The 13,272-nt window shown below is 42.6% G+C and carries 13 protein-coding genes and 1 riboswitch; all 13 genes read right to left on the bottom strand.

Annotated features, from left to right (window positions below; translation table 11 throughout):
• Nucleotides 1-182, bottom strand: a 182-nt coding sequence (locus tag OMU_RS12230) for a transposase (protein WP_016180220.1), incomplete at its 3' end; no start/stop codon positions are given.
• A 59-nt stretch (nt 183-241) separates the two neighbouring features.
• Complete coding sequence (locus OMU_RS23405) at nt 242-394, bottom strand: hypothetical protein (RefSeq protein WP_016180219.1); 153 nt, start codon at nt 392-394, stop codon at nt 242-244.
• Nucleotides 395-401: 7 nt separating this feature from the next.
• Nucleotides 402-974 (bottom strand): ANTAR domain-containing response regulator, encoded by a 573-nt coding sequence (locus tag OMU_RS12225; protein WP_016180218.1) that lies wholly within the window; start codon nt 972-974, stop codon nt 402-404.
• Nucleotides 975-1,270: 296 nt separating this feature from the next.
• The gene (locus OMU_RS12220; RefSeq protein ID WP_016180217.1) at nt 1,271-2,398 is read right to left on the bottom strand and encodes a 1-propanol dehydrogenase PduQ; all 1,128 of its coding nucleotides are present in this window, start codon (nt 2,396-2,398) and stop codon (nt 1,271-1,273) included.
• A gap of 274 nt (nt 2,399-2,672) precedes the next feature.
• A riboswitch (adenosylcobalamin (AdoCbl) riboswitch) is annotated at nt 2,673-2,822 on the bottom strand.
• 44 nt (nt 2,823-2,866) lie between these two features.
• Nucleotides 2,867-3,442: a cob(I)yrinic acid a,c-diamide adenosyltransferase gene (locus OMU_RS12215; protein WP_016180216.1), complete on the bottom strand. Its 576-nt coding sequence runs from the start codon at nt 3,440-3,442 to the stop codon at nt 2,867-2,869.
• A 25-nt stretch (nt 3,443-3,467) separates the two neighbouring features.
• A complete protein-coding gene (locus OMU_RS12210; RefSeq protein ID WP_016180215.1) occupies nt 3,468-4,379 on the bottom strand; it encodes a helix-turn-helix domain-containing protein in 912 nt (303 codons plus the stop codon).
• Between the two features lie 252 nt (nt 4,380-4,631).
• Nucleotides 4,632-5,258 carry an orotate phosphoribosyltransferase gene (gene pyrE, locus OMU_RS12205; RefSeq protein ID WP_016180214.1) on the bottom strand — a complete coding sequence of 209 codons (627 nt, stop codon included), beginning with the start codon at nt 5,256-5,258 and terminating at the stop codon, nt 4,632-4,634.
• A complete protein-coding gene (gene pyrF, locus OMU_RS12200) occupies nt 5,259-5,975 on the bottom strand; it encodes an orotidine-5'-phosphate decarboxylase (RefSeq protein WP_016180213.1) in 717 nt (238 codons plus the stop codon).
• Nucleotides 5,975-6,892 (bottom strand): dihydroorotate dehydrogenase, encoded by a 918-nt coding sequence (locus OMU_RS12195; protein WP_016180212.1) that lies wholly within the window; start codon nt 6,890-6,892, stop codon nt 5,975-5,977. Before OMU_RS12195 ends, pyrF begins: the two co-directional genes overlap by 1 nt.
• Nucleotides 6,892-7,680: a dihydroorotate dehydrogenase electron transfer subunit gene (locus tag OMU_RS12190; protein ID WP_370448000.1), complete on the bottom strand. Its 789-nt coding sequence runs from the start codon at nt 7,678-7,680 to the stop codon at nt 6,892-6,894. Before OMU_RS12190 ends, OMU_RS12195 begins: the two co-directional genes overlap by 1 nt.
• 33 nt (nt 7,681-7,713) lie before the next feature.
• Nucleotides 7,714-10,896, bottom strand: coding sequence for a carbamoyl-phosphate synthase large subunit (gene carB / locus OMU_RS12185; RefSeq protein WP_016180210.1), 3,183 nt, complete (start codon nt 10,894-10,896; stop codon nt 7,714-7,716).
• Entirely contained in the window at nt 10,897-11,976 is a 1,080-nt protein-coding gene (locus tag OMU_RS12180) for a carbamoyl phosphate synthase small subunit (RefSeq protein WP_016180209.1), read from the bottom strand. It lies immediately after the preceding gene.
• Nucleotides 11,977-11,980: 4 nt separating this feature from the next.
• Nucleotides 11,981-13,261, bottom strand: coding sequence for a dihydroorotase (locus OMU_RS12175; protein WP_034877146.1), 1,281 nt, complete (start codon nt 13,259-13,261; stop codon nt 11,981-11,983).
• Nucleotides 13,262-13,272: the final 11 nt, after the last annotated feature.

Below are 13,272 nucleotides of genomic sequence, written 5' to 3'. Positions count from 1 at the left end.
AGAATCACTGGATCGATACTTGGGCGACCTAAATCGGAGTAAGTGGCTTCGACGATTGGATAAATAAATTCAAAATCAAGCGCGGCATCAATCTTTCGAACGAGATGATCTTGAGGAACTAGATCATCAATCGTAAGCATCGCAAATTGATTTCTACCATTCGTATTGTTTTTAGACATCATAACTATCACTCCTTGCATTCGTTTTCATAAATCTATTATAAAAGAAAAGACTGTAGACATCATCCATAAAATGGACTTTGTCTACAGTCTGCATCGATGAACACATCGATTTCTTCGTAATGAGGATTCTTTTCTACCTGCTGAGCTGAATGAAGCAAGGCTTCGATGTCGTCAGGAGAAAGAGAGGTATATTCCTGACAAAGTTGAATCATTCCGGCATCACTCATCGTTTATCACAATCAATTCAGCAATTTCACTCATTGGACAACGCTTGTCCATGCTTAACTTACGAATCGTTTGGTAGGCTTCAGCTTCAGATAAGCCGTTTTCTTTACTCAAAATGCCTTTTGCTTTTTCGATGATTTTTCGCTCGTCTAATTTTGTCTTCAATTTTTCAACCTGCTTGATTAAATCTTGAGTTTCCTTACCGCGAGCAATACTCATTTCCAACGTTGGGATCAATGATTTTTCATCTAAGGGTTTTACCAGATAGCCAATTGCGCCAAGATTCTTTGCTTTGGTCGTATTTTCAACATCACTGTAGGCTGATAGAAACACAATGCTGCTGGCTGTATTGTCCTGAATAATTTTTTTTCCTGCTTTTAGTCCATCTAAAACGGGCATTTGAATATCCATTAAAACAACATCCGGGCGCGTTTTCTTACAAATTTCAATGACTTCAAAACCATCTGCTGCTTCGCCAACGACTTCGTAGCCCGCTCCTTGCAGAATATCGCGAATATCAAATCTTGTAATTGGCTCATCATCCACTATTACAACTCTTCCATTCATCCCTTCACATCCTTACATTTTTTCAAGAATCCGCCTACTTCCCTTGTGTAAAAATAATCTCTAGTGATCTATCTAACAACCCTCATTAAAAAGTACGCGAAATTTCTTTTTTGTACTTCAACAAGTGCTCCTTTATGAAAGAAAAAGACAAATAAAGTAGACATAAAAAGCTCCCAAATAAAAAACAATAACAAAATGTCTGTTTTCTATCAAGGAGCTTCATTGCTCTTAAATTTTGGGAGCACCTCGTTGTGCTAGTTCGATTATAGGGTAGTTTGAAAGGGCTGTCAATGCTTTTATAAAATCTCTTGAATGATCGTTTCGATGTCTTGGAGAGATGGCACAACAGGATTTGTTTTTGTGCAAGCATCATTTATTGCTGCTTCGGCAATTGCTGGTATTACTTGTTCAACCTCTCTCTTTTCAAGGCCAAATTCTGAGAGTGTTGCTGGCATTTTTAAGCTGTTCCGCAACTGAATAATTTGACGAATCAGCGTGTTCACTCCCATACGTGGATTATTTGTTGATGCACCTAAGCATTTAGCTAGTTTCAAATATTTCATTGCTGTACGATTTTGGAGATATCCTGACTCATTTAAATCAGCATTGAAGTGAATCACACTAGGTAATAAAATCCCGTTGACTCGACCATGAGGAATGTGTAAGCGAGCACCCGCGGCGTGAGCAATCCCGTGATTGATTCCTAATGATGTTTGATTAAAGGCGATACCAGCTAAACAAGATGCAAGATGCATCATTTCTCTTGCCTGTCGATCCTCACCATTTTTGTGGGCCCTTTCCAAATATTTAAAAACAAGTTTGATGGCTTTTTCACAATAAGCATCGGATAAAACAGTGGACTTGATCGAGACATAGGATTCGAGGATATGAGTTAAGACATCCATTCCTGTATCCGCCGTGACTGCAGGTGGGACGCCCATGACTAAGTTCGTATCTAAAATGGCGATATCTGGCTGAATTTCATCAGTAACTAGAGGAAATTTCGTTCCTCTTTCAGGAATTGTGATGATTGAAAAATTTGTTACCTCTGACCCCGTTCCGCTTGTCGTAGGGACAGCAATTAATTGATCAATCTTGTTTGTTAGTATTCGATTGGCAAAATACTTCATGGCTTTTGCTGCATCAATTGCCGATCCTCCGCCAATGGTCAATATAATGTCTGCTTGGAAATCAACGATTTGCTTCACTCCACTGACAATCTTCTCAATTGGCGGATCTGGGACGATATCACTAAATACCAAGTAATCGTTATGATCAATGTGGCGAACGATTTCATTGATCTGGCCGTTTTCGATCAAAAATGGATCTGCTACTAAAAAGATTCGTCTATTTTTCAGCTCTTTAAGCCCCTCAAGAACCTCTGAACCCAGCCAGATCGTTGTCTTAAAATGAATTTTTTGCATACTATTCCTCCTTAAATAAAAAAGACACTCCAAACAATCATTCATTGTCTGGAGCGTCATTGCTCTGCATCATTACCACCTTGTAAAGACTGGTTATTTAATTGTAAAATTTCAACAAAAGGGAGTCAGCAGTACATCCTTGTACCTGTAATCTCTTTCCGCTTTGAAAGACCAGCCCATCCCCCATTACTGTACAGCAATGTACAATAAAATGGCAAACATAGTTATCTTATTTTGGTTGGGCTGGATCTTTTATCTTAACAAGGGTTTGTAAAGAAAACATCCTGCTTTGCAACGAAACAGCATGCCCGCTAATGAAAAGAATAAAAAGATCTGACTACAAAGCATGCGCTGCTTCTCACAGTGGCGGCACCGTACCAGATTTACACTGGTTTCCATTTATCCTTTTCATAAAATAACTATTGTTGACCTACAGATAAAATAGCATAATTCGTAAGCGAATACAATCTATAAGCCCGTACTTTTAATCTTATGGAAAACTTTTTCACCTCGCTCGTAAAAGACGTCCTCTTGTTTTTCCCGCGCATTGATGACTCTCGCCAGTGCGTAAAAATAATCGGACAGACGGTTAATAAAAATGACAATTTCGCTATTTAAGCTAGATGTCCAGCTTAAGGTCACTATGGCTCTCTCTGCTCTGCGGGTGATTGTTCTGGCGACATGGAGCATACTTGCAGTTGTTGTTCCGCCAGGTAGAATGAAACGTTCAATTTCCGGAGCTTCATCGGTGTAGCGATCAATTCTTTCTTCTAGCCAGCAAGAACTTCCGGAATACAGGCGTCCTTCAGTTCTGGTACTTTCTGGTGTTGCTAAATCTGTTCCCAGATCAAAAAGCATTTGCTGAATTTCTTGTAGTTCTTTTTTGATTTGTGTGTCTTGGGTTTCTGAAATAATAAAGCCGATCCATGAATTTAATTCATCGATTGTTCCATAGCTTTCTACCCGATCAGAATCCTTTGCAACCTGAGCACCATCAACTAACTTTGTCATACCCTTATCGCCTGTCTTTGTATAGATTCGCATGCTATCCTCTCCTTTTTTTAAATTGTTAGACAGTCATCGTTTGTTTTAACGGTTGAGAATTTTCGCTGTTTATTTCTTTGCGAAAGCTAGAAGGTGATTTTGAAGTGATGTCCCTAAAGCTTTTGCAAAAATAGCTTGTTTGTGAGAAGCCGACACGTCGGGCAATTTCATCGATGCTCAAATTGGAATGACGGAGTAACTCTTTAGCTTTAGTTACTCGCTGATATTTTAAATAGGCTACAAAGTTCATTCCTAGCTCCTTTTTAAAAAGCTTGCTGAAATAATACTGACTTAAGTATACCTTGTTCGCTACTTCCTCTAGACAAATTTTTCGATGAAGATTTTTTTCGATATACTTTACTGCATTGACAATTTCTGTTTTTTTCGGAAGGATTTCGACCCTTTCGTTAACGTCTCTTAACTGGCCAACATCGATTTTTCGTTTAGGGTTCGAATTTGTTAAGGTACTTTGCGCAAGGCTGACAAATAATTCGATAATTTTTTCCAATCTTTCTGCTGAAAAATAGGTTGTCATCCTCAATTCTTCAGAAACATTACTAGATTGATTTTTTTCAATCAGATGGCGATTCTGTGCCTCCACCAACCGTCCAATAATGAGATATCCGACTAAAATATTGTTGATATAAACTGGCAAGGGAACATGAGTAAAGCCTGCATGGCAAAGATATTTGTTGATGCTTCTTCTTTTTATGGGATAAATCATCTGATGCATTTGGCAATTTTCACAGGCGGCTTTTTCTTTAGCAGTTGATTGGATCATTTCACATAGACTATGACTTTCGGGAATCTCTGACTGCTGATACCCATTGATATCAGTAATAAAAAAACAAACACCGACCGCTAACGAATAATCCTTCATCAATTTAAATAGCTGCGGCTCCTTTTCCTCACTTAATATGAAATAGCTCTTACTCATGCTTCCATCCCTTTCTGAAAAAGACAAAAAGAGACCTAGTATCAACAATTTTTGTTGAATACTAAGCCTCTTTGCTTATTTAATTAAATCCTCTATGATTTAACTTATTTATTTTTTTAACGTACTGCGTACTGCCTTTCAAGTGAACACTTCACTACGTTGTAAAGTGCTTTCAAGAACTTAACGATATTATATACTAAATAGAGGAAATCAGCTAGAGAAAATATATTAAATAACAATATTTAAATTTTGTTAGTTTAACCAGTTCTCAGGATCTTTCCGCCATTTTTTTAACAGCTCAAGCTGTTCCTGATTGATGTAATTTTCTTGTAAGGCACTTTCAATCAAGGTTGAATAGTTTGTTAAAGTGGTTAATGGTGTGTTAGCCTCTTCAAAATTTTTCTTGCCCTTAGCTAGTTCGTAGGTGAAGATTGCTGCAACTCCTAAGACATCTGCGCCTTCGCGTTTTGCTGCGGCAGCAGCTTCCAGCACACTTCCGCCAGTTGAGATTAAGTCTTCGATTACGACCATCTTCTGGCCTTCAGTAATTCGGCCTTCGATTTGGTTCCCGCGTCCATGATCTTTGGCTTTACTGCGGATATAAACCATTGGTAAATCTAGAATTTCTGCTACCCAAGCAGCATGAGGAATCCCAGCCGTTGCTGTTCCGGCAATCACTTCTACGTTAGGAAATTCTTCTTTGATTTTTGCGGCTAAGCCTTGCGCGATGGCACGGCGTACTTCTGGATAGCTCATGGTTACACGGTTATCACAGTAAATAGGTGATTTGAGTCCGCTTGCCCAAGTAAAAGGCTCGTCGGGACTTAAGGAGACTGCTTCGATTGATAATAAGTCTTTGGCGATTTGTTCTGCGATCATTTATGCTTCACCATTCCATTCTTTTTTGATTTGTAAGTAACTTTCATAAGGATTTTCAGCTTGCGTGATAGGTCTTCCAACCACGATATAATTTGAGCCGATCTCACGAGCTTTAGCCGGTGTCATTACGCGTTTTTGGTCGCCAACGCTGGCCCCTTGCGGACGAATTCCCGGTGTTAAGCAGATAAAAGTATCGTTTGTCGCGTGATGGATTTTTTCTACTTCATGGGCCGAACAAACAACGCCCTCTAATCCAGCTTTTTCTGCACATTTTGCGTAGTGCAGCACGCTTTCTTGCAGACTGACTTCAATTAGCTGATCCTCATGCATTTGTTCTTCGCTGGTAGAGGTTAATTGGGTAACAGCGATTAATTCAGGAATTGTTTGATTCTCTTTTGTTCCTTCAGACAACCCTTGCTTCGCTGCTTGCATCATTTCCACACCGCCGGCTGCGTGAACATTCGTGATTTTCACGCCCATCTTTGCGATCCCCCGCATTGCTTTTTGTACGGTATTAGGAATGTCGTGAAGCTTCAAATCAAGGAAAATGTCATGTCCTTGACTACGTAGAAAATTAACGATTGCTGGTCCTTCTTGATAAAAAAGTTCCATCCCGATTTTCACGAATAGTTTTTCGCTGATGGGAAAATGGGTTAAAAAGGTTTCAATTTCCTGTTTTGAAGCGAAGTCAAAAGCAATAATCGGTCGATTTTCCATTAGAACCCTCCTCTAGTCTCTTGTCTTAGCTGCTCCAAAGATTCGATCCCAAGCTCTGCCATTCTGATCGGCAGCTCGTCGATTAGTTTTGGACAAATATATGGATCGGTAAAGTTGGCTGTACCAACTGCTACCGCACTTGCTCCGGCCATAAACATTTCTAAGACATCATCAACGGTTTGCACGCCGCCCATGCCGATGATCGGTAGTTCACTGACTGCTGCTACTTGATTGATCAGACGGATTGCGACTGGTTTGATGGCTGGTCCGGATAAGCCGCCGGTTCTATTTGCTAAGATTGGTTGGCGCGTTTTTAAGTCGATCCGCATGCCAAGTAAGGTATTGATCATAGTGAAACCATCAGCTCCGCCTTTTTCAATGGCCTTTGCGATCGGTACGATATCGGTCACGTTGGGACTTAATTTGACATAGACCGGAACTGTTGCGACTTCTTTGACTGCTTTTGTTAATCGATAAGCAACCTCTGGGTCGGTCCCAAAAGCGATTCCGCCGTGTTTTACATTTGGGCACGAAATATTTAATTCGATTGCTTTGACATTTGGTGCATCACCGATTTTAGCGCAGACTTCGACGTAGTCTTCTTCGCAGGCACCTGCCACATTGGCGATAATTGGCAGTTCCTGGTACTTTTCTAAACTTGGTAAGATCTCTTCTAATACGACATCCATGCCGGGATTTTGCAGGCCGATGGCGTTTAGCATCCCGCTTGGTGTTTCCGCTACGCGCGGTGTTGCATTACCAAAGCGTTCCTTTGGTGTAGTCGCCTTAATCATGATGGCGCCTAATTGATTCAAATCATAGTAATCCGCATACTCCTTGCCAAATCCGAAGCATCCGCTTGCCGGCATAATCGGATTCTTCAGGTCTAATCCAGGTAACTTCACTGCAATACTCATTAAAAGATGACCTCCCCTGCTTGGAAAACGGGCCCGTCTTCACATACTTTGACACTCTTGTTTTCATCCTCAGGTACATGGCAGACGCAAGCATAGCAGGCGCCCATCCCGCAAGCCATGCGGGATTCTAATGAAAGCTGCACGTTGGCGACTTCACTGTACAATTGTTCGACTGTTTTTAAAAGACCGTTATTGCCGCAAGCAAAAACTGCATCTGGTTGACGTTCTTCTGCCAGCAATAAATTACCGACATTACCTTGAATCCCAAGTGTTCCGTCATCTGTCGAAAAACGGGTTTCTCCTAGGGCTTGAAATTCATCCGCATAATAAACCACCTCTTGGGTCCCAAAACCCAGAAAATGAATCACCTTCACGCCCTTTGCCTTCAGCTCTTTTGAAAGCTGATAAAGCGGCGGTACGCCGATCCCTCCACCAACGATAAAGGCAGTATCTCCAGCGTTCAGGCTGTCAATTTCAAAGCCATGTCCTAGTGGTCCCATCACATCTAGCTGATCTCCGGCCGACATTTCAGAAAAATATCTGGTTCCATCTCCTTCAACACGATAAATGATCGTGCAGGTTCCCATAGATTGGTCGTATTGATTAATACTGATCGGACGACGCAATAATAAGTCGCTTCTTGGTACACGAATATGCAAGAATTGCCCAGGCGTTGACATTTCTTTGACTAATTCTCCGGTTAAAACCAGTTCATAGATTCTCGGAGCTAACTCTTGTTGACGAACAATCGTCATCATTTCCTGCTTCATAACGGCCTCCCTATAAATCGACAGAGTGAAGCATGCTTCACTCTGTGTGAATTAAATTTCTTGAATTGAAAATGCCCGTGATTCCATCACTCTTAAGATGGCATCCGCTGTATCTAAGGATGTGAACAATGGTACACCGTGCTCAACTGCTTCACGGCGAATGATAAAGCCGTCTTCGGATGAATTTTGGCGATTTTTATCGGTCGTATTGATGACCACTTGCGCTTTGCCCGTGCGAATCAACTCAATCACATTGTGATCATCTGATTCAGAGATTTTCGCGATTCGTTCCGCACTTAAGCCATTTTCTTCTAAGAAATTGGCTGTTCCATCTGTCGCAACTAAGCTGTAGCCGACATCCTTGAAGCGTTTGGCTAAATCTAAAGCTTCGTCCTTGTTTTCATCGGCTACTGTAAACAAGACTGCGCCGAAATCTGGTAAATGTAATCCAGATGCTGCGAAGGCTTTATACAGAGCTTTTGCTAAATTACGATCGGTTCCCATGACTTCACCTGTTGATTTCATTTCAGGTCCTAAGTAGGTATCGACCTTTTGCAGCTTCGTGAAGCTGAAGACTGGTGCTTTAACGTGAACCATGTCGCTTTCAGGATAAAGTCCATCTTCATAGCCAAGCTCCTTCAAGCTTTGACCTAGAATCGCCTTGGTTGCGATCTGCGCCATAGGAATATTCGTGATTTTACTCAAGAATGGCACCGTTCGACTCGCACGAGGATTGACTTCGATGACAAAGACTTCATCATTATGGATAACGAACTGAATGTTCATCATGCCGATGCAGTTCATCCCTAATGCTAACCGTCGTGTATAATCTTCAATCGTTGCCTTCAACTCGTCGGAGAAGGTTTGTGGCGGATAAACCGCCATCGAATCGCCTGAGTGAACCCCTGCGCGTTCGATATGTTCCATAATTCCTGGGATCAAGACGGTTTCTCCGTCACAGATGGCATCTACTTCACATTCCTTACCGACTAAATAGCTGTCGACTAAAACAGGATGTTCAGGAGAGGCTTTGACCGCGTGGGCCATATAGTCTTCCAAATCGGATTGGTTTTCAACGATTTCCATCGCCCGTCCACCTAAGACATAGCTTGGACGAACCAAGACTGGATAACCGATTCTTTCAGCGATCTTAACTGCTTCCTCCGCGCTCGTCGCTGTATCACCTGGCGGTTGCGGAATGGATAGACTTTTCAGCACTTGTTCGAACTGATCACGGTCTTCCGCGCGGTCTAAATCTTCGATAGTTGTTCCTAAAATTTTAACCCCGTTATTAACTAAAGGTTCAGCTAAATTAATCGCGGTTTGTCCACCGAATTGGACGATCACGCCAATCGGTTGTTCTAACTCGATCACGTTCATCACATCTTCAAGAGTTAACGGCTCGAAATAGAGCTTGTCTGAGATGGAGAAATCAGTCGAAACAGTTTCTGGATTGCTGTTCATAATGATCGCTTCATAGCCAGCTGCTTGAATTGCCTTTACTGAGTGAACGGTCGCGTAATCAAATTCGACTCCTTGCCCGATCCGGATCGGACCTGAACCGAGAACTAGGACAGATTCTTTGTCAGAACGAACACTCTCATTTTCAAATTCGTAGGTGCTGTAAAAATATGGCGTTTGAGATTCAAATTCTGCCGCACAAGTATCTACCATTTTGTAAACTGGAACGATTTTTTCGGTTGTTCGGAATTTCCGCACTTCATTGGCTGTCATGTCCCAAAGTTGTGCGATCTTCACATCCGTAAAACCATTCTGTTTGGCTTTCTTCAATAGCTCAACATCTTTTTTGTTTTGGGCTAAAGCTGTTTCTAGTTCAACAATATGAAGCAGCTTATCTAGGAAGAAAAGATCGACTTTGGTTAGCTCATTGATTTCCTCGATCGAATAGCCGCGACGAATCGCTTCAGTTAGATAGAATAAGCGATCATCTTGTGCCTTGACCATTTTTTCAGTTAATTCATCATCGGTAACTTCGCTTAGTTCTGGTAACTCCGCATGGTAAGTTCCAATTTCTAGTGAGCGAACGGCCTTCAATAATGATTCTTCGATGTTCCGGCCGATCGCCATGACTTCACCAGTGGCCTTCATTTGTGTGCCTAAGACACGTTCGCCGCTTTCGAATTTATCAAAGGGCCAACGTGGAATTTTGGCAACGACATAATCTAGGGCCGGTTCAAATTCTGCATAGGTCGTTTCTGTTACTGGATTTTTCATTTCATCCAGCGTCAAGCCTACCGCGATTTTTGCTGCCAACTTCGCAATTGGATAACCCGTTGCTTTACTTGCCAAGGCTGATGAGCGAGAAACTCGCGGATTTACTTCGATTACATAGTAGTTGAAGCTATGTGGGTCAAGAGCCAGCTGCACATTACAGCCGCCTTCGATTTTCAAGGCGCGAATGATCGATAAGGAAGCGTCTCGCAGCATTTGATATTCATAGTCAGATAGCGTCTGGCTTGGCGCGAATACGATAGAATCTCCGGTGTGCACACCAACTGGATCGAAGTTTTCCATGTTACAAACCACGATGGCATTGTCGGCTGAATCCCGCATCACTTCATATTCGATTTCCTTGAAGCCAGCGATTGATTTTTCAATCAAACATTGCGTCGCTGGTGAAAGCTTCAACCCGTTTTCAGCGACAGTCCGAAGCTCTTCTTCGTTGTCACACATCCCGCCGCCAGTTCCACCTAGTGTGAAGGCTGGACGAACGATGATCGGATAACCGATGGTATTGGCGAAGGCTACCGCTTCTTCAACGGTATTCACAATCTCAGATTCAGGAATTGGTTGATTCAATTCTTCCATTAATTGCTTAAACAAGTCGCGGTCCTCTGCTTGATCGATCGCCGACAATTTTGTTCCCAGCAATTCAATTTTTAACTCATCTAAAATGCCTGAATCTGCTAATTCCATTGCCATGTTCAAGCCAGTTTGCCCGCCTAATGTTGGCAGGATTGCATCTGGCAATTCTTTGCGCAGGATGCGAGAAACAAATTCGAGCGTGATTGGTTCGATATAAACACTGTCTGCAATTTCTTTGTCGGTCATGATTGTTGCTGGGTTTGAATTCACCAGAACAACTTCATAGCCTTCTTCTTTTAACGCTAAGCAAGCTTGTGTGCCGGCGTAATCAAATTCCGCGGCTTGTCCGATCACGATAGGTCCAGAACCGATCACCATGATCTTTTTAATATCTGTACGTTTTGGCATTTATGCTTGCTCCTTCCATGCATCCATCATTTCCATAAACTCATCAAATAAATGAACCCCGTCGTGTGGTCCCGGCGCAGCGTCTGGGTGATACTGAACGCTGAAGGCTGGGTAATTCCGATGACGAACCCCTTCAACCGTGCCATCATTGACTTCTACGTGGGTAACCATTAATTTTTCTGGATCAATTGTTTTTTCATCGACTGCAAATCCATGATTCTGTGAAGTAAAATCGATGCGACCGGTAGCGATTTCCCGCACCGGATGATTCAATCCGCGGTGTCCAAACTTCATTTTGTAGGTATCCGCACCGTTGGCTAACGAGAACAGCTGGTGTCCAAGACAAATCCCGAAAATCGGCACTTTTCCTTGAATCTGCTGAATCATTTCGATTGCTTCTGGCACATCTTTCGGATCTCCAGGCCCATTGGTCAACATCACACCATCCGGACAAAGGTCTAAAATCGTTTGAGCATCAGTGTTATAAGGCATCACAGTCAAATTACATTCGCGACGTGATAATTCTCGCAGAATACTGTGTTTTAGACCGAAGTCGATCACGACCACATTGCGGCCTACGCCTGGGCTTGGGTAAGGAGTTACTGTAGAAACTTGTGCAACTTGGTTCGTTGGTAAGACCGTTGCTTTTAGTTGATCAAACGAATGTTCAAACTGATCAGCTGGATCAACAATACTGCCTTTCATCGTTCCAACGCTGCGTAATTTTTTCGTTAATGCGCGGGTATCAATTCCGGAAATTCCGGGAATCCCTTTGCGCTTCAAAAATTCGTCTAGCGTCATTTGGTTGCGCCAGTTGCTAGCTAAGCGGGCGTGTTCTTTTACGATCACGCCTTTACAGGTGGGTGCGATGGATTCATAATCATCGCGGTTCACGCCATAATTTCCGACCATTGGATAGGTGAAGGTAATGATTTGTCCATTGAAGCTTTGGTCCGTAATCGTTTCTTGATAACCGGTCATACTTGTGGTGAAAACCACTTCGCCGACCACATTTGCTTCAGCGCCGAAGCCTTCCCCTTCAAATACTGTGCCATCTTCTAATATTAAAAGTCTTTTCAACGTCTTAGTCCTCCTTGTTGTATACCAACTGACCATCCACGAAGGTCATCAGTGTCGCACCCTTGACTGGCCAGCCAGTGAAAGGCGTGTTCACTCCTAATGAAGCAAATTTTTTGTCATCGATTTTTTCTTCGTGACTCAGGTCAAATACCGCGATGTCTGCTGGCTGACCAATATTTAAGGTTCCCACCGTCATTCCGAAAATTTCTGCTGGCTTGACTGCCATCCAATCAATTACTTGTTCTAAAGTAAAGCGTCCTGTTTCAACAAAGTGTGTATAGATTAATTGGAAAGCTGTTTCACTGCCAACGATTCCGAATGGTGATTTCAAGAAGCTTTGATTTTTCTCTTCGAAGCCGTGAGGTGCATGGTCAGTTGCGATACAGTCGATCGTACCGTCAAGCAAACCTTCGATCAAGGCTTCGCGATCTTCTACTCCGCGTAACGGTGGATTCATTTTCCAGTAGCCGTGATCCTCTGGAATATTTTCATCGATTAAGATCAAGTGATGCGGAGAAACTTCTGCGGTTACGTGCACACCGGCTTTCTTCGCGTCGCGGATGACACGCACACTTTCTTTAGTGGAAACGTGGCAAACATGATAGTGTACGCCGGTTTCCTCTGCTAAGATCAGGTCTCTAGCGATTTGCGAAGATTCAGTCGCACTTAAAATGCCTGGTAAATCAAGCTTTTCACTGATTTTTCCGTGATGCATCACGCCGCCGAATAATAAGGATTCATCTTCGGTGTGAGCGACTAGCGCCATATTATTTTCCGCGGCTTCCTTCATGGCTAGATACATGGTTCCAGCTGTTTGTACCCCTACTCCATCATTCGTGAAGGCGAAGGCGCCGGCTGCTTTCAAGCCTTTTTGATCGGTTAAGGTTTCGCTGCGAAGCTCTTCCGTAATCGGTGCGTATTGATGGACTTTTACGACCGCATCCTTATCAATGATCGCTTTTATGTCGTTGAATTTTTCGACGGTGTCAGGAACTGGATCAAGATTCGGCATCGCGCAGACTGTTGTGTAGCCGCCGCGAGCTGCCGCTTTTGAGCCATCCTTGATGGTTTCTTTATAAGTAAAGCCTGGTTCTCGTAAATGAACATGAACATCAACTAAACCTGGTGTGATTAATTGATTGTTTGCGTCGTACTCTTGATCAAACGAAATGCCCGAAAAGTCTTTGCCGATACCGGCGATAATCCCGTTCTCTAGCCAAAGGTCACATGCCATTGTTTGATTGTCTTTTGTTACGATCTTTCCATTTTTAATTAATGTTTTCATATTATCTGCCC

It is taken from the genome of Enterococcus avium ATCC 14025 (assembly GCF_000406965.1).
GTDB lineage: Bacteria > Bacillota > Bacilli > Lactobacillales > Enterococcaceae > Enterococcus_A > Enterococcus_A avium.
The sequence above is the reverse complement of the archived record's forward strand: the minus strand, read 5'-3'. Positions and strand labels throughout refer to the sequence as shown.